Here is a 16,956-nt window from a genome sequence, read left to right as displayed (position 1 = left end):
GTTTTGGGCCGGCGTTGACAAGGAGATTTACCATGGTTAAAAAAATCACCCCCGATCCACCTCCCGCTTCCAACGTTCCTGTGAAATCAACGCGACCGGATGCGGCCCGCCTGCTCGATACCCTCGGTCTAACCCTCTCTAAAACCATCGATTACGATGACCCGTTCAGACCTACGATTTTTGCCATCCAGCCAGGTGTCCACGCTCAGGACGCACTGACCTACGTTTCAAAATTGCTCGCCGTAGCCGAACTGAATGGAGACGAAATCAGCCTGCATACGAATCCGGTGGAACGCTCTCTGTTCTGGGGGATGTTTCACTCGGTAGAGATGGCGAAAGCTGTGGTGGATGCGCTGCTTGAGGGCTCGACCTCAGACCATCACGCATCACCGTAGAGCACCGCTCGTGTGATCGAACTAGCGCAGGTGGCGGTTGGATTTCTGATCTGCCGGTAGCAAAGCCCACCGTGCGCATGCAGTGCAATTGCCATTGGCAGCCACCGCTTTCGGTGGCTGCTGTTTTTTGTAATGGCCCATAATGTTGAACAGGTAAAAACAGGGTTTGAAGGGAGATAGAGGCTACGCGTTAGAGACCCCGCTACGACTCACGAAGTTGCTCGACCTCTGCCACATAGCGCTCCACCTCCGCAAACAGCCATGCGGAAAACTGATGCTGCTTGGCTTCCAAGTGCTCCTGAACCGGCAATACCAACCAATAGGGGTAGGCATAAGGGCACGCGTATTCAGTCAGTTGGACCAGTTCACCTCGCACGATGGCATCGTGCACCAGGCTCCGGCGGACCAACGCGATACCCTGCCCCAGACGCACAGCCTCCAGTACCAGGTTGGAATCATTGCTGCACAAGCCCGCACGGGGCACATTGACATCCAGCAGGCCGGCTGCCTCACACCAAGGTTGCCAGGAGTCCATCGTGAAAATGATCGTGCTGGCGACAATCTCCGCCGGTGTCATCGGTAGCTGCCCACCATTGAAGTCGGGAGCGGCGATCACCACCATATCGTCGTGGAACATCAGACGCTTTTCCAATCCCTCCCAGTCGCCACGCCCCATACGCACGCCGATATCAACCGACTCCTGAAGCAGATTCGATATCGTCAGGCTGGCCTGCAAGCGCACGGTGATATGCGGATAGTGCTGCTGAAACCGCCCGATCCTGGGTAACAGCCAGGAACGCCCGAATGAAGGCATCACCGCGACCACCAATTCGGAAGCCTTGGGCCGCGCCTGGACCAGATGAGTGGCCTCGGCAATGGCACCCAACGACTGACGGATTTGCAGTGAGTACAGGCGACCATGCTCATTCACCCGCAAGCCACGCCCCTCGCGAATGAACAGGTTGATACCGACCAACTCCTCCAACACCTTGATCTGTTGGCTGATCGCCGAGTGCGTCACATGAAGTTCCGTGGCCGCGAGCGTCACGCTGCCTAACCGGGCGACGGCCTCGAAGCTACGGAGACAACTAAGGGGGGGAACGGCCGACATGTAAGCCCACCTAACAGAAATCGTAAAAAATGACCGATATTTTAAAGCCCGCCAGCCATTTAATGTAAGCCAAAGTATATCGGCCATCTCAACGGCACCCGCGTTTTGATGGGATCAGGATTTGTCTGCCGCAAGCTCCTGCTCACCTATGGTTGCCCACCCTTCTTGTTGAACACTCATTTGTCTTGGTTGCAAGGCATTAAAGGGAGGTTGATTGCCTTCTCCATAGGGTTGTAGAACAGATAGCTCCGCGGAGAGACGGGTTTTAAAAGCCAGTTCAGAAGGACTCAAAGATGGATTTGGAAGCCATTGGCACGCAGGAGCCGAGCATGAATATCGCCAACTGGCTGGATGAAGCCGGCCTTCGATACCCGAAGCGTCCGGCCTTGTTCGAAGGGCAGCAGCCCGTCACCAACTACGGCGCCTTTGTCGCCCTGGTCCGACACCGGGCCGCCTATCTGATCGACGAGCACGGTATCGCTCCCGGCGACCGCGTCGCCCTGTTTATGCAGAACTGCTGCGAATACCTCGAACTGCTCTACGCCATCTGGTGGGCCGGCGCCGTGGCGGTGCCGATCGACTGCAAACTGCACCCCGTCGAGGCCGGCTGGATCGTCGGCAACGCCGACGCCCGGCTGATTTTCACCGACGGCGGCCAGGTGTTCTCCCCCGAGAGGCTCCCCCTGGGTTGCCACGAACTGGATCGAGAGGACATGGGTGCACTCACCTCGATCCCTTCGCCGCCCGACACACCGTATCCGCGTCGCGCCGACGACCTCGCCTGGCTGTTCTACACCTCCAACAGCGCAGGCGACGCCAAGGCAGTGATGCTCAGCCACGGCAACTTGACGGCCATGTCGCAGGGCTGTTCGCCCGATGTCGATCCGCTCGACGCCGATGAGGTCGTGGTGTATGCGGCACCGATGTCTCACTGTGCCGGACTCTACAGCCTGATCCATGTACGCCGGGCTGCTCGCCATATCGTCCCGGAGTCCCGCGACTTCAAGGCCGAGGAACTGTTCGAGCTGGCGAGTGGGTTCGGCAATATCACGCTGTTCGTGACGCCCGCCATGTTCACGCATATGGTCGAGCAAGCTCGCCACCAAGGCTACGACGGCGGGGGGATCAAAACCATTATCTATGGCGACGCGCCCATCTACCCGACAGACCTGCGCAGCGTGCTGCTCAGGAACAGCTACGGCGAGCTCCTGAAGACGGAGCTGCGCCGGTGGTTGAAGGCCAGCGCCAATGACACCTGTGCGCCCTGAAGAACACTTTCAGGGATGCTGCTGCCGGCCAGCTTGTGGCTCTTCTACAGCAACACCACCACCCATCGAATCGTTCTCGGACCTCAATCGGATCAGCACAATTAACGAATGGCGGACTTGCATGAAGGAGCGGGTCTTGTGCCTGGGGTTTAGCCGTTTTCTGTTCTGTTTGAGATCCAGCATCAAGGCCGACTGTCGCAGTGCCCTGGTTATTGGCGATTTCCCGACATCCTGGATCGAGGCCTATGATCGCGCCGGTTACGCCACTATCGACCCGCTGGAGCGGCACTGCATGCACAGTGTTCTGCCTGTGATATGGACCGATCAGCTGTACACCAGTAGCAATCAGCGGGAGCTGCGCGAAAAAGCCGGCAGCCATGCTCTGATCAATGGCGTGACCTTGGCCCTGCATGGCCCCCAAGGTCAGTTCGGCACTTTTGGCCTGAGCATCGATGGGGTCGATGAGCACACCGCCAAAGTGGTGATCCAGGCGAATTGGCACGAACTCTCCTGGCTCAAGGACACCGCCTTGCAAAGCGCCCTGAAATTTCTCTGCGTGCCCAAGCCGGCCAATGAGGTTCGACTGACCAGACGTGAAAAAGAAGTCCTTCAATGGAGTGCAATTGGCAAAACCAGTTGGGAGATCTCCAATATCTGTAATTGTTCGGAAGCCAATGTGGACTTTCACTTCAAGAACATCCGCAGAAAATTTGGCGTGACCAGCCGCAACGCCGCAGTGGTGCAAGCACTGTCCATGCAGATCATCCAGGTCTAGATTGAATACGAGGCGATTGACTGAAGGCCGCGCCCACTGCACCAGGGGTGATAACGTCGAGGCAAACAGGTGAGATGTGGACAAAGGCGTAGTACGTGCAGACCTATCGTCGACCTGATCGGCAGGACCACGCAGGCGCCCGATCAGACGCCTACGCAGGGCGGCTCAAGCGATCAGCGACCGAGTAAAATCTTGCAGAAGACTGAATCCCGGGTGCCAGTAACCCAACTCCGACTTGCCGTTGATGTGTCCCTGCGCCCCGACGTTCACAGACTCGCAACCCAACTGCCGGGCGCTGTGCTGGACATATTCCAAGGCGCCATAGGGGTCGTTTTCGCTGGCGATCATAGTCAGCGGCAAGCGGCTGGTAAAATCCTCGGCCGGGCGAAAGCCAGTGGCTTCCTGGGGAAACCTGGTACTGCGAGGGTCCGGCACCGCCACCAGAAATGCCCCCAAAACCTTATTCGAAGCGGGCGCATATTCCGCCGCCCACTCCAGTAGCAACAGGCAGCCCAGGCTATGAGCGACCACCACCACCGGGCGCTGACGGGTCGAAAGCAATTGCTGCAACTCCCCGACCCACTCGTCACGACTGGGGCTATCCCAGTCGCGATGCTCCAGCCACAGGGTATTGGTGTGCTCGGCCTCCCAATAGCGCTGCCAATGCGTTGGCCCGGAGTTGCCGATGCCTGCCAGAAACAGCCAGTCAAAGGTCAAATCAGCTTTCATATTCAATCCTCACTCCGTCAATCCACAGATGATCCCGTAGCCGTACCTTATTGTCCGCGCTGTTATAGCCATCGAGTCTGTATGACTCATAAAACTGCGGAACAGCGACAGCGCGCGAAGTTACATTGAGTAGCCAAGTATTCTCTTTACACACCGTATTAATATTTATCAGCACACGACGAACCGCATTAAAAATAGAAAATTTAGCGCTTCATCTGCAATAAATAGTGTGGTGAGGCAATCGAAACCTAACAGCTTTCCGACACTAGTAAACCTATCTGTTCTGATAGTTTTCAGGCTTCCTCATCTCAGTTAGGCTCTGCTGTTAACACCAAACGCTCAAGCGAGTCCGGATCCCCCTCGGCTGATCCAGCGACGCAGAAAGAACGATCCAAGCTCAACTGCGCGCCGATTGAGATGCCTTCAGATGACCCTCACTTCTCCAGCGACGCCCTATAGTGCTCGTAAGCACCATCCGCCAGCTTGCGCAAAGCCTTGCCGATATTGGCGTAGTCATATTCGTTGAGATTGGCCAGGGACAAACGCCCACCCGGCTTCTTGGTGCCAAACCCCGTGGCCGGGAGCATAACGATCCCCGTCTCATCAGCGATCCGAAACAACAGCGTATTCGGGTCGACATTGTCATGAACCCAACGCGCAAACGCCTCACCGTACAACTCTTCGGTGATCTGCTCGAAGTCCAGCAGCGTGTAGTACTCCACCTCGAACGCGTCCACCGGAATAGCCACCCCAAGCTCACGGTAAAGGGCATGGTGACGCTGACGAATCAGTTTTTTCAGAACCTGCTTGTAGCTGTCGGTACTGTCGATCAGGGCAAACAACGAGAACAACACCATCTGCACTTGCTGAGGCGTCGACAGGCCGGCGGTGTGGTTCAGCGCCACTGAGCGACTATCCGCCACCAGCCGGTCGATAAACTTCAATTTCGAGGTATCGGGCACCAGCGTCTGGTAACGCAGGTTGAGCGCGGCGTGCTTATCCTCGTCATACGCGGCGATTTGCTGGTCGAGGATATTGTCCTTGTGCAGCGCAATCACCCCCAGGCGCCAACCGGTGCAACCGAAGTACTTGGAGAACGAGTACACCAGGGCCGTATTGCGTGGGCAGGTGGCAAAGAGCGAGGTGAAGTTGTCGGCAAAGGTGCCGTACACGTCATCGGTGATGATGAACAGATCCGGGCGCTGCTTTTCCACCAACTCGGCGATATAAGCCAGGCTGCGGTCATCGATGCGCACCGACGCCGGGTTGCTCGGGTTGACCACGAAGAAAACCTTGATCGCCGGGTCCAGCAGCTTGTCCAGTTCGGCCTGCGGATACTGCCAGTCCAGCTCCGGTGAAGCGTCGATATGCACGACCTCCAGACCGTAATCTTCCAGCACCGGAATCTCGAAATAAGGCGTGAACGTCGGCATGCCGATCGCCACCTTATCGCCCGCGTGGATGATCTTGTTTTCCTTGAGGCTGTTGAAAATGTAGGTCATGGCCGCCGTGCCGCCTTCGACCGCGAAAATATCGAAGTCGTCCCGCGAGACGGTGCCGCCGATCATTTCCTTGACCAGATACTCACGCACCACTTTCTCGCTGATGCTCAGCATGCGCGGCGGTACCGGATAGTTGCAGCCCAGGATGCCTTCGACCATTTCATGGAGGAACGCCGGGCCGTCCAGACCCAGTTGGTCGCGCACGTAACTGGTGATTTTCATCAGCAGATCAACACCTGGCTGGCTGGCGTTGTCGGCCAGAAAGCGGTCCATGCGCGCTTCGATGCCCTCGACTTTCGGCAAGCCGCCGATGCCATTGCCCAGGAATGAAAACGACAGCTCGGCCTCGTGGTTGGCAAACAACCCCAGTTGGCAAAACGCCTGGCGCGGCAGCGTGGCAAGAAAGTTCGGGTTGCCGCGACCGGCGTTGAGCATCAGGCGATTTTCTCGGCTGCTCGCCACCTTGATCAGTTCATCCTTGAGTTCAAAGGGGCTCAGCGCTGCGTATTGGCTGTAATCATGGGTCATGAACGGGGCCTTGTCTGACGTGCGACCCAGTGGCCGCACGGGAATACGGAAGGGCAATCTCAGGAAAGAATGACGATCAGCACCATTCCCCAGATGGTCAGCAATGTGTTGCCGACGGCATAGGTCACGGTGTAACCCAGGGCCGGGACGTTGCTTTTAGCGGTCTCGCAGATCATCCCCAGCGCGGCGGTGGTGGTTCGCGCACCGGCGCAGCAACCCAACACCAGGGCGGGATGGAAACGAAAGACGTAGCGCGCGATAAACATCCCGAGGATCAGCGGCACCGAGGTGGCGAAGATGCCCCAGAGGAAGAGGCTCACACCCAGGGTCTGCAGGCCATGGACGAAGCCCGACGCGGCATTGATGCCGACCACGGCAATGAAGACGTTCAAGCCCACCGAGTTCATGAACCAGACGGTGGGCTCGGGGATTCTGCCGAAGGTCGGGTGAATCGAGCGCAACCAGCCGAAGACCAGACCGGCGATCAACGCGCCACCGGCGGTGGAGAGCGTGATCGGCACGCCATGGACGGTGAACACCGCAGCGCCGATCAGCGCGCCGATAAAGATCGCCAGGCCTATGAACGCCACATCCGCCATGTCGCTCTTGCGGTCGGGTTGGCCCAACTCCTTGGCAGCCGCGGAGGTGTCCGAGGTCAGCCCGGCCAGGGTGATGATGTCGCCACGGTGAATGACCGTCTTGGGCAATACCGGCAACTCGGCGGCGATTGCGCCGCGCTTGATCCGGCGAATAAACACCCCGTGGGCCCCCGGCAGGTGGGAGAGTTGCTCCAGCGTCTGGCCATCGTATTGTTTATTGGTGACAAAGATATCGACCCCTTCGACCGGCACCACCAGCAACTCCGGATCGTCCACCTCGGCTTCGGAATGGCCGAGCAGGTCCAGGATATCGGCGTTGCGTCCACCCACTGCCAGGATGTCACCGGCCATAAGGATGGTGCCGGGGGTCAGGGGCTCAATCTTGCCCTGGCGCCGAAGTCGCTCGATAAACACGCGCTTGCCATGGGAGTGGGCTTCGGCCTGGTGGACGGTGAGGCCGACGAATGCACTGTGCTCCGGCACCTTGTAGGCGCGCAGCACATAGCGGTGCCAGGCCGTGCCTTCGCTGGCGATGTCCTGATGGCCGCCCATGCTCAGTTCGTAATCCTTGCAGGCTTCGACCAGGTTGATACCCAGCAGCTTCGGCCCCAGCAACGCCAGAATCAGCGCCGAACCGACGGTGCCGAAAATATAGGTGACCGCATAGGCCACCGGCATGGAATCGAGTTGCTGGCGCGCCTGCTCGGCGTCCAGGCCCAGCCGATTGATGGCATCGGTGGCCAGGCCCATGGACGCGGAGATCGTCTGCGAACCGGCGAACAGCCCGGCCGTCGAGCCGAGGCCGTAACCGGCGATCCAGGTCGCCAGCATCGGCGCCGCCAGGCACAGGACACACATGACCACGGCAAACAACGCCTGTGGCAAACCATCCTTGGCGATGCCACGGACAAACTGCGGCCCCACGCCATAACCGACGGCGAACAGGAACATCAGGAAGAAGGTGCTCTTGACGTTGGGCGAGATGACAATCCCCGCCTGGCCGATGATCAGTGAGGCAATCAAGGTGGAGGTCACCGCGCCGAGGCTGAACCCCCTGAATGACTTGCCGCCAAACCAGAATCCCAAACCCAGGGACAGGAAAATCGCCATCTCCGGGTAGGCACGCAGAGTGCTTTGGAGCCAATTCACATTGCTTTCCTCAAGCTATTTGCAATAAAGGGCACGACCACCCGGGGCGCAATGGAAGGCGCGCCCCGGGTGGTCGGAGTCAGGCGGGGTTAAAGGTTGGCCGTGGTATCGGCGGCCGACAGGGCACCATGGTTGAACGTAGGCCCGGCCTCGGAATGCGGGACCGGATTTTTCTGCAGGAAGGCGATGGCCTTGTGCAGGTCATCCAGCAGCATCGCGATCAAATCCCGGCTGACACCGTGGCGTACGAGGACTCGCTGAACCACGATGTCCTGGCGATCGGACGGGAGTGGGTACGAGGCAATCTGCCAACCGCGCATGCGTACGCGTTCGGAAAGGTCATAGAGGGTGAAGCCGTGCTCGATCCCATCCTTGAGCTTGTAGCACACCGCCGGCAGACCACCGTTGCCGTCATAGACCAATTCAAGCGGCTCGATCTTGGCGATCTCCGACGCCAGCCATTGGGCGGTGTCCGAACAGGCTTGCTGGATACGGGTATAACCTTCGCGGCCCAAACGCAGGAAGTTGTAGTACTGGGCGATGATCTCGCCACCCGGGCGACTGAAGTTCAAGGCGAACGTGGCCATATTGCCGCCCAGGTAATCCACGTAGAAGATCAGGTCTTCCGGCAAGTCGGCCTTGGCTCGCCAGATAATCCAGCCGACGCCCAGGGGCGCCAGGCCATACTTGTGGCCCGAGGCATTGATCGACTTGACCCGCTCGATGCTGAAATCCCAGCTGAGTTCTTGCTGGATGAAGGGCGCGATAAAGCCGCCGCTTGCCGCATCGACATGGATGGGAATATCCAGCCCCAGTTCACTTTGGAGGCTGTCGAGTTCATGGGCCAGTGCCGCCACGGGTTCGTAAATACCGGTAAAGGTGACCCCCAGCGTCGCCACCACACCAATGGTGTTTTCGTCACAGAACTCACGCAAGTCTTCGGGCCGTAGACCTAGCGCGCCGTCCCGCAGGGGCACTTCGCGAATCTCTACGTCGAAGTAACGCGCGAACTTCTTCCAGCAGATCTGCACCGGGCCGCACACGAAGTTGGGTTTGTCGGTCGGCAGGCCCGCGGCTTCGCGACGTTTCTTCCAGCTCCACTTCAGGGCCAGACCGCCCAACATGGCCGCCTCACTGGAGCCCGTGGTCGAGCAGCCCACGGTTTGCCACGACTTCGGCGCGTGCCAGAGATCGGCGATGATATGCACGCAGCGGTTTTCAATTTCAGCCGTCTGCGGGTATTCATCCTTGTCGATCATGTTCTTGTCGATGGAGTCGGCCATCAACTGTTGGACTTCCGGCTCGACCCAGGTGGTGCAAAAGGTCGCCAGGTTCTGCCGGGAGTTACCATCGAGCAGCAACTCATCGCGTACCAGGTTATAGGCCGTCGAGGGTGCGGTGGAGTGGTCGGGCAGTCGGTATTTGGGCAAACGACGCTCTGAGGCGCCGCTTGAGTAGACGTCTTCAATGGAGGGGTCGCGCGTTTCTACGGTCTGGTGCAAAGCCATGAAGTAACTCCATAATCGGCAACGGAGCCAGGCAAACAGTAGGGCGTGCTGGGCTCAGCCCGGGGCTCAATCTGACCCTCGCCGCACTGGCCGGCAATCGCCTACGGCGCCATGGCCTTGGCATCTGGCGCCATCTGCTTCATTTGAGAGGGACAGCGCCGTGACCTGAACGACGGCAGCGTTCGATGGTCTATCGCCAGCGCGCGCTGTGCTTCACAGCAACCATCAAGGAACGTCCATGCCTGAGGTCATCCCCTCATTAGCGCATTTCATGATCGACGCCTTGCGGTCGACGGGGCTGGACATCGACAGCTTTTGCCAGACCGTGGACCTGGACGTGCAGGCCTTGAGCTTCGACGAGTCATGGATTCCGCGGGTCAAGCTCTACCGCCTCTATACCCTGGCCGCCGAACTGTCCCACGACCCCGACATCGGCCTGCGCGCCACCTCGCAAACCGGCCCCGGCATCTTCGATGTGGTGGGTTATGTGATGATGTCCAGCGCCACGTTGCACGCGGCGCTGGAACGGCTGGTGCACTTCGTGACTTTGCTCGACACCTCTATCGCCATGTCCTTGCACAAGGAGGGCGGGCAGCATCGGTTCTCCTGCCACTTTCTGGACGCGAACCAGGTCCCGCGCCAATACGGCGATGCCGGCATTGCCACGATGTTCGGGCTGTGTCGAATGTTGGTCGGCCCGGCGCTTCAGTTGCGCGGAGTCGGCGTGATGCATTCGATTCCGGCGGATGTTTCGGTGTATGAGCACACATTCCATTGCCCGGTGAAGTACGGCGCAAGCTGCTATTCGATTGTGTTGGCCAACAGCGATCTGGAAAAACCGCTTTCTTCGGCGAACAAGGAGTTGGCAACCTTGCATGAACTGGTTGCCGAGATGCACCTGTCGACCCGCCGTTATTTCTCGGTACCGGGGGAAGTACGCAAGATGATTCTGGAGTCGCTGAGCGAGGGCGTCCCGCATATCGAAGACATGGCCAGGAAGCTGTGCATGAGCAAGCGTACCTTGCAACGGCTGCTGCAGAAGGCCGGTCAGCCGTATAAGGAGCTGGCCAATGAAACGCGCCGGGGCCAGGCTGAGTTTCATCTGGGTAATCTGTGCTGCACCTTGCAGGAAGCGGCGTATCGGGTAGGGTTTCGGGAACTGAGTAGCTTTTATCGTGCCTGCCACCAGTGGTTTGGCATGACACCGGGGCAGTATCGGATGCTGTTGACGTCGAAGACTCGGGATGCGAGGGAGGGGTTGTTGGGGGATGCAGTGGCTAGCGGGCTCTCGTGATTTTTGAGGAGCGCTACACACTTTTGTGACGGGCAGAAGGGCTGGAGGGTGTCCCATCGCTCCTCTTCAGACTCTCCTTTGGCCCGGTCCACTTCTCAGCGATCACTGTTCCCAGATGCCGTTCCCGCCTCGGGGCCGTTGCCGAGCAAGGGCGCGCTTTCCACTTCCAGCATCAGCAACACCATTTCCGTCAACTCGGCGTCGGACTTGCGTCCCGCATAGAGGTCATGGAGTACTTTGGCGAATGGAATGCGCAGGTCCTGGTTATCTTCGCGGGCGGTATCGCTGTATCGCATCAGTTCACTGATGGCGCGCAGCACCGCCGCTTGCCACCGGGCGGTGGTCCTCGGACCATCGCCGGTGATTGCAATCAAGTGATCCTTCGTCAGTTGGCGAAGGGCTGGTTCCCGCAACGGCTCAAGCGGCCTTGGGTTGCGAGTGATCTTTGACATAGCGGACGATACTCAGTGTTTCCTGGCGGAACTGCTCGTAGTCGATCTGCTGGGCGTTAATAAAAGTGCTGCCCATCATGGTCACCGCGCCCATCAAGCTGGCTTCGGCAATTTCCTCGTCGCTCGCGCCAAACAAGCGCGCGGCTTCGGTATGAAACAGGGTGCAGTACTTGCAACGGGTCGCCCCGGACACCGCCAGACCAATCAACTCCTTGTACTTATTCGGGATTTTGGTATCTGCCAGCCAAAAGTCCCGGGCCACGCCCCAGAATCCGTTCGCTCCGCCTTCCGGCATCTGCTTGATCCACTCCGGTACCACACCGAGGGCTTCTTCAATTTCCCGATAAGTATCATAAATGGCCATCTGACACCTCCTGACCTCTCTGGAGACATCTGCTTCAGAGGTACATCCAGTTTAGTTCGCTGGCGGCCAGGCCCAAGCCGGCGGCAGGATGGCTCCGGCAATAAACGTTTAAACATCGTAGAAACAACAAGATGGGTTTAGATTTTTTTGGCGCAATGACGCACCACTAGGTACCTCGGGTTATCAACCGTGGCGGGGACAAGCCACGGCGTTACCCTTTGCGCGAGCCCCACTGAAAGCACTTGGTTAATTCCGACTTTCTAAACGTCGATAATGCCAATATGATGGCTCAGGCTTCTTTGGTCGTTGGATTCGCTACCTGTAGCACCTGCGCGCCCAACGCCAAAACCGCTACCAGCGGCGCTACAACCGCTCAGCGCTGAAGGAATCAGTACTCGATCTCAAGGACGACCGATGTTCAAAATCTACGCAATGACGCCACTTAAATGGGCGGCAATGCTTCTCACAGTCGCACTGCTTGGCGGCTGTTCGGACTACCACTACAAAAATTATCAAGGCGACTGGGCTCCCGAACAGCTCAAGCCCTACGACCTGTCCGACAACGCCAGCGATGCCGCGCTCGTGTACTTCGATACGATTCGATATCGAGCCTTGGGCGTTCCCTATCATCGGCTGTTGCTCGCAACCGACGTGGATGGCCAACGGATCAAGGGTGCCGGGCGCCGATCCATACTGGATGTCTCAGGCGAACAGGCCCTGAAGCTAAAGCCCGGTAAACACTCCCTGCGCTGGTGTTGGCTCTCGATGAATGCCTTGGGTACTGGCGGGGCAATGTGCAACTTTGCCGCGGCTGACGTTGAGTTCCTGCCTGGGCAGCGCTACGTCGTAACATTCCGAACTGACGAAAATATCAAAGGTCCGCCCGGTCGCGAGGAGCTGGAGATCAAGGTGCAGTCGAGCATCAAAAATATCGACACCAAGGAAGTGATCTTCCCGCCCGCCTCGATGGCTCAAACAGAGTGATGGCTATGAACTTCACCCCCATCATTGCGCAGCTCTGGAGCACGTTTGGCTGGCTGATCCCGCTGATTCTGCTGATCGGCTTGTTCAAGTTGCCTTGGGTCAAGGGTCAGATCGGCGAACTCCTGGTGCGTCTGTTCGCCCATTGGCAACTGGATAAGCAGACCTACCGCCGTCTGCACAACGTCACCTTGAGCACACCTGACGGCACCACGCAGATCGACCACGTCTTCCTCTCGCCTTACGGTATCTTCGTGCTGGAAACGAAGAACATGCGCGGCTGGATCTTTGGCAGCGAGCAGCAGCCACAATGGACGCAAAAGCTCTACAAACGTACATTCAAGTTCCAGAACCCACTGCGACAGAACTACAAACACCTCAAAGCCCTGGAAGCCACCCTTGGCGTTAGCGCCGCGCACCTGCACTCGGTCATCACCTTCATCGGCGGCAGCACCTTCAAGACTCAGATGCCGACCAACGTCACCCAGGGCATTGGCTTTATCCGCTACATCAAATCATTCCAGCAGAGGGTATTCAGTGAGGCCGAAGTCGACGCCCTCATGCTGGCCCTGCAAACCAGCCGGCGCGCTCCATCCCTCGCGACCCACCGCGAACATGTACAAAACCTGAAACGCCGTAGCGACCCAAACGCCGAGCGGCAATGCCCGAAATGCGGCAACAAGCTGGTGATCCGCACCGTGAATTCTGGCACGAAGGCAGGACAGCAATTCTGGGGCTGTTCGAAATTTCCCAAGTGCAGAGTGAGGCAAGGCCTATAGTTAGCTTTCGGACATGAGCTGATAGAGTTGGGTGGAGTGGACTATCGCTGAGATCGATGGATTCGGCAAAGGCAGAAAATATTAGCATCCTACAAAAAGGAACATACCGTTGCGAAACCACGCCCCCCTAAAAAGAAATTATAAAAACCCATTAAAAAAAGCGCTTTCCGAATCAGCACTTGACAAGGGTTATAAGCTAGCACAAACCTTTGCCCTAATAGTAATACCCTTAATAATTGCAGTTGCTGGCTGGAGTGCACAGCGTTCTATTTCAGAAACCGGAATACGTAAGGATTACGTCCAAATGGCTCTAAAAATCCTACAAGAACCCCGCACGGGCGGCGATGATGATATTAGGAAGTGGGCTGTCGAAATCATTGACGTCAGTGCCCCGATTCACTTCACCTCAAAGGCCGGTGACCAATTGAGCGCCCCAGCATTTAGAATGCTGAACTCAAACAAACTTCTAACCCCCGCGCTAGAAAAAAGAGACAAATGCCCTACTGTTGAAATCACAAACCTGTCTGAAAAAGACCAAGAAAAGCTCAACACGCTTCAATCTTTATGCGAGAGAAATTATCACGACATATTCCTGATCCAGGAGTGGAACAACCTATTTACAAAAAACACACAAAAACAATAGCAAACTTACTCTCAACTCAACCAAGCTACCTCGCCCACACCAAAACTCAAACGAGTCGAGCATTTCCGCTAAACTCGAGCAACAATAAAATCCAACAAGACCAGTCAAAGAGAAGAGATTTATTTCTGGCGGCGATGCTTGCCTAAGCGCAGATCCTATTTCTCACGTCACCTCCCCCGAATGCTACACCCCCAGCACGGAAAGCACCTAGGTGTTCGGTCCCGCAATGAGAGGGTGAGGATTAATTGTGAAACGGTCTGGATTTTGAGTCCAGGTTTCACAGATCACCTTGAAGGGAGTACGCCATTGTAAGGCCCGCAGTTGCGGATATCGATACTGAGACCGCTGACCCAGGTCTGGACCGTCTGGTGCTCAATAAAACGACCGGCATCAACATCGGCCAAAGCTTCGTAGGTCATCCGACGGAGCTCTTCTTCGTCTATCCAAGTGGACAGGGACTGACTGGCTTTCTCGGCGACTACCATCACGGAGACTCCTGTATTGGGAAACTCAGCAGCCATCAAAAGCTGTGACTGCTGATATAGATTGCACTTCATGCTTGAACGAGCCCCAGAACAATGCCCGCTCGACGGGATTGGTATGCAGGCTGATCTCGTCGCCATTGAGTTCCGCCGTTTCGAGCTCACGCCAACGCAGTTCATTGTCATACCCGCTTACCGCAGCCGAATGTGTATGGGTAGCTGGCAACGCTGCATGCCCAGCGTGCCCCATGAAAACCGCGCCATTTCAGCAAACGTTGAAATAGGCAGAATTGGTGAAATTTTGACTTATTTCACTAAACTAACTAATTTCAGCAAACGCTGAAATATGGGTTTTCTATGAAAGAGATGATCATTCAAGCCCGCGAAGCCTTGCACCAGCTTCTGAGCCAGGTATCGATCATCGAGATCGAAAGCCTGGAGCAGAACGTTGCCGAGGCGACCGACGCTGCCGATCTGCTCGCTCACATCAAAACGGCGAAAACGGCACATACGTTGGTCTGCGAGGTGCTGCCCAACGGACAGCCGCGACACGTACGCAACGCCCTTCTGCAATTGCATGAACATGTCGCCTACAAAAAAAACTCCATCCCGGTACTTGTAGCCCCCTACCTGTCACCTGCGGCCAGAGCAATGTGCCGCGATAAACAGGTGGGATTCCTCGACCTGCAAGGTAATGCCTGGATAGCGTTCGATGGGGTCTTTATCGAACGCCAGGTCACCGACAAGCCAACCACCGAGCACCGAGCGCTCAAATCCTTGTTCAAGCCTAAATCGGCACGACTGCTGCGCGCCATGCTGCGTGAACCAGAGAAAGCATGGCGAGTCACTGAGCTGGTCGAAGCTACCGGCGTGAGCTTGGGACACGTCAGCAATGTACGAACCGCCCTGCTGGATCGGGAATGGGCACGGACCACGAGCGCTGGCCTGTATCTATCTGCCCCCGACGAGTTGCTGGACGCCTGGAGCTCAGGCTACGAAGCCCCACTTGGCGAGCGAAAGCGCTTTTATAGCCCCTTGCATGGCTCCCTTCTAGAGGACACAGCACGCCGCGCGTTCAATCAGGATTTAAAGGGCCATGGCTGTTTTTCTTCGTTCTCCGCCTCGAACTGGATCGCCCCTTACGCCCGGGTTGGCACATTGCATTTTTACGCCGATCACCAAGGGCTGGAGGTGCTGAAAGAGGCGCTACAGCTAACTCCAGTTACCAAAGGAGACAATATCGTCATTACCTTGCCGAAGGATAAAGCCCTACTCTTCGATACGGTTGAGCCCTCCCCCGGTGTCCTGTGCACCGACCCCATCCAAACCTATCTGGATCTTTCCATCGCAGGGGAGCGCGGACAAGAAGCCGCCCATTACCTACGACAGGAAAAATTCAGATGGAGCCAGTGATACCAAAAGAGCCGCAATCTGCGGCCGACTACGATGATCGGACCACCAACGCAGTCAAGACCGTGCTGGTGGAGATCGGCCAGATCCTTGGCAGCTTCCGCGGCAAGTTCGCGGTCATCGGCGGCGCCGTCCCTTGGCTGCTGCTCGCCAATGAGGATATGCAGCATGTGGGAACACTGGATATTGATCTGAGCCTGGATGCCGAGGCGCTGGGTGATGGGGAGTACGCGACATTGATCGGTACTCTGATGGGACATGGCTATCAGCAACGTGGCGAGCTGAGACGCTTTCAACTGAGCCGCCAGATCACCGTGCAGGAGGGCGATGCTCCCATCGACGTGATCGTAGACTTTCTAATGCCCCGCGATGCCGAGATCATTCGCAACGTGCCGCCGATCCTGAGTGACTTCGCGGTACAGCGTGCCGATGGTGCTGACCTGGCAATGCGTTTCTACCAAATGGTGGCTATTGAAGGCCCCATGCCAACGGGCGGTAAAAACCGCGTAGAAATCGCGGTGTGCTCCATTCCCGCCTTGCTGGCGATGAAGGGCTATGCGCTGGTCGGCCGACACAAACAGAAAGATGCCTACGACATCTACTATTGCGTTCGAAACTACCCTGACGGCATTGAAGCACTCGCTCGCGAATGCCGTCCGGTGCTGGAACGGGACAGTGGTGAGCAGGGGTTCCGATACATCGCCGATAAATTTGATGTGGTCGAAGGCTATGGGCCCACCTCCGTGCGCCGGTTTGTCGAGGACACGCAGATCCTGGGTGAGCGAACAGCGGATCAATGGCAACAGGATGCATTCGGGCAGGTGGATGCACTTCTACGTGAACTGGACTTGAGAAAATGAGGCTGCCTGGGTCATTCAACTGATCCTGAAACCAAGACACCATCCGCATTCCGGAGGTCCGGTTATGCCAAATTATGTGAAAAACCATAATTATGTTTTCCAGCATAATTTCACATATTTCCAAGCC

General features: G+C 57.2%; 18 protein-coding genes. 10 read left to right on the top strand and 8 right to left on the bottom strand.

The window, feature by feature from the left end; genetic code table 11:
* Window positions 1-32 precede the first annotated feature (32 nt).
* The gene (locus HX830_RS30635) at window positions 33-395 is read left to right on the top strand and encodes a hypothetical protein (protein ID WP_177104486.1); all 363 of its coding nucleotides are present in this window, start codon (window positions 33-35) and stop codon (window positions 393-395) included.
* Between the two features lie 202 nt (window positions 396-597).
* On the opposite strand, the gene HX830_RS30630 is transcribed toward HX830_RS30635, so the two are convergent.
* The gene (locus tag HX830_RS30630) at window positions 598-1,506 is read right to left on the bottom strand and encodes a LysR substrate-binding domain-containing protein (RefSeq protein WP_177104484.1); all 909 of its coding nucleotides are present in this window, start codon (window positions 1,504-1,506) and stop codon (window positions 598-600) included.
* A gap of 329 nt (window positions 1,507-1,835) precedes the next feature.
* On the opposite strand from HX830_RS30630, the gene HX830_RS30625 reads away from it, so the two are divergent.
* Both HX830_RS30625 and HX830_RS30620 read left to right on the top strand, forming a co-directional pair.
* Entirely contained in the window at window positions 1,836-2,774 is a 939-nt protein-coding gene (locus HX830_RS30625; protein ID WP_177104482.1) for a class I adenylate-forming enzyme family protein, read from the top strand.
* On the top strand, window positions 2,755-3,549 hold the full coding sequence (locus HX830_RS30620) for a helix-turn-helix transcriptional regulator (RefSeq protein ID WP_177104479.1): 795 nt from the start codon (window positions 2,755-2,757) through the stop codon (window positions 3,547-3,549). The genes HX830_RS30625 and HX830_RS30620 overlap by 20 nt, the downstream gene beginning before the upstream one ends.
* A gap of 165 nt (window positions 3,550-3,714) precedes the next feature.
* Here the strand turns inward: HX830_RS30620 and HX830_RS30615 are convergent, their stop codons facing one another.
* The 4 genes from HX830_RS30615 to HX830_RS30600 all read right to left on the bottom strand — a co-directional run bounded on the left by HX830_RS30615 (window position 3,715) and on the right by HX830_RS30600 (window position 9,564).
* Window positions 3,715-4,278, bottom strand: a complete 564-nt coding sequence (locus HX830_RS30615; protein WP_177104477.1) for an RBBP9/YdeN family alpha/beta hydrolase — start codon at window positions 4,276-4,278, stop codon at window positions 3,715-3,717.
* Window positions 4,279-4,712: 434 nt separating this feature from the next.
* On the bottom strand, window positions 4,713-6,308 hold the full coding sequence (locus tag HX830_RS30610) for a bifunctional aspartate transaminase/aspartate 4-decarboxylase (protein ID WP_177104475.1): 1,596 nt from the start codon (window positions 6,306-6,308) through the stop codon (window positions 4,713-4,715).
* A gap of 59 nt (window positions 6,309-6,367) precedes the next feature.
* Window positions 6,368-8,056: an aspartate-alanine antiporter gene (gene aspT / locus HX830_RS30605; RefSeq protein ID WP_177104473.1), complete on the bottom strand. Its 1,689-nt coding sequence runs from the start codon at window positions 8,054-8,056 to the stop codon at window positions 6,368-6,370.
* 89 nt (window positions 8,057-8,145) lie between these two features.
* The gene (locus tag HX830_RS30600) at window positions 8,146-9,564 is read right to left on the bottom strand and encodes a glutamate decarboxylase (RefSeq protein ID WP_103495394.1); all 1,419 of its coding nucleotides are present in this window, start codon (window positions 9,562-9,564) and stop codon (window positions 8,146-8,148) included.
* Between the two features lie 238 nt (window positions 9,565-9,802).
* Between HX830_RS30600 and HX830_RS30595 the strand changes: the two genes are divergently transcribed.
* Complete coding sequence (locus tag HX830_RS30595; RefSeq protein ID WP_177104471.1) at window positions 9,803-10,858, top strand: AraC family transcriptional regulator; 1,056 nt, start codon at window positions 9,803-9,805, stop codon at window positions 10,856-10,858.
* Window positions 10,859-10,953: 95 nt separating this feature from the next.
* Here the strand turns inward: HX830_RS30595 and HX830_RS30590 are convergent, their stop codons facing one another.
* Together HX830_RS30590 and HX830_RS30585 are read right to left on the bottom strand one after the other, a co-directional pair.
* Window positions 10,954-11,232 carry a hypothetical protein gene (locus tag HX830_RS30590; RefSeq protein ID WP_256350844.1) on the bottom strand — a complete coding sequence of 93 codons (279 nt, stop codon included), beginning with the start codon at window positions 11,230-11,232 and terminating at the stop codon, window positions 10,954-10,956.
* Between the two features lie 43 nt (window positions 11,233-11,275).
* Window positions 11,276-11,674 (bottom strand): carboxymuconolactone decarboxylase family protein, encoded by a 399-nt coding sequence (locus tag HX830_RS30585; protein WP_103495397.1) that lies wholly within the window; start codon window positions 11,672-11,674, stop codon window positions 11,276-11,278.
* A gap of 414 nt (window positions 11,675-12,088) precedes the next feature.
* On the opposite strand from HX830_RS30585, the gene HX830_RS30580 reads away from it, so the two are divergent.
* The 3 genes from HX830_RS30580 (at window position 12,089) to HX830_RS30570 (ending at window position 14,077) form a co-directional block, all read left to right on the top strand.
* Entirely contained in the window at window positions 12,089-12,658 is a 570-nt protein-coding gene (locus HX830_RS30580; RefSeq protein ID WP_177104469.1) for a hypothetical protein, read from the top strand.
* A gap of 5 nt (window positions 12,659-12,663) precedes the next feature.
* Window positions 12,664-13,434 carry a nuclease-related domain-containing protein gene (locus HX830_RS30575; RefSeq protein ID WP_177104467.1) on the top strand — a complete coding sequence of 257 codons (771 nt, stop codon included), beginning with the start codon at window positions 12,664-12,666 and terminating at the stop codon, window positions 13,432-13,434.
* A gap of 109 nt (window positions 13,435-13,543) precedes the next feature.
* Window positions 13,544-14,077: a hypothetical protein gene (locus tag HX830_RS30570; protein ID WP_152741634.1), complete on the top strand. Its 534-nt coding sequence runs from the start codon at window positions 13,544-13,546 to the stop codon at window positions 14,075-14,077.
* Between the two features lie 284 nt (window positions 14,078-14,361).
* Here HX830_RS30570 and HX830_RS30565 read toward each other — a convergent pair whose 3' ends face one another.
* Window positions 14,362-14,598, bottom strand: a complete 237-nt coding sequence (locus tag HX830_RS30565; RefSeq protein ID WP_256350843.1) for a hypothetical protein — start codon at window positions 14,596-14,598, stop codon at window positions 14,362-14,364.
* A 34-nt stretch (window positions 14,599-14,632) separates the two neighbouring features.
* Here HX830_RS30565 and HX830_RS30560 point away from each other — a divergent pair, with 34 nt between their 5' ends.
* From HX830_RS30560 to HX830_RS30550, 3 genes are read left to right on the top strand one after another with little or no spacing between them, the layout of a single operon-like run.
* Window positions 14,633-14,902 carry a hypothetical protein gene (locus HX830_RS30560; RefSeq protein ID WP_177104465.1) on the top strand — a complete coding sequence of 90 codons (270 nt, stop codon included), beginning with the start codon at window positions 14,633-14,635 and terminating at the stop codon, window positions 14,900-14,902.
* 14 nt (window positions 14,903-14,916) lie between these two features.
* Window positions 14,917-15,972, top strand: a complete 1,056-nt coding sequence (locus HX830_RS30555) for a type IV toxin-antitoxin system AbiEi family antitoxin (RefSeq protein WP_177104463.1) — start codon at window positions 14,917-14,919, stop codon at window positions 15,970-15,972.
* Window positions 15,960-16,829, top strand: a complete 870-nt coding sequence (locus HX830_RS30550) for a nucleotidyl transferase AbiEii/AbiGii toxin family protein (protein WP_177104461.1) — start codon at window positions 15,960-15,962, stop codon at window positions 16,827-16,829. Before HX830_RS30555 ends, HX830_RS30550 begins: the two co-directional genes overlap by 13 nt.
* Window positions 16,830-16,956: the final 127 nt, after the last annotated feature.

Source organism: Pseudomonas gingeri (assembly GCF_013385425.1).
In the GTDB taxonomy this organism is placed as follows: domain Bacteria; phylum Pseudomonadota; class Gammaproteobacteria; order Pseudomonadales; family Pseudomonadaceae; genus Aquipseudomonas; species Aquipseudomonas gingeri_D.
The sequence above is the reverse complement of the archived record's forward strand: the minus strand, read 5'-3'. Positions and strand labels throughout refer to the sequence as shown.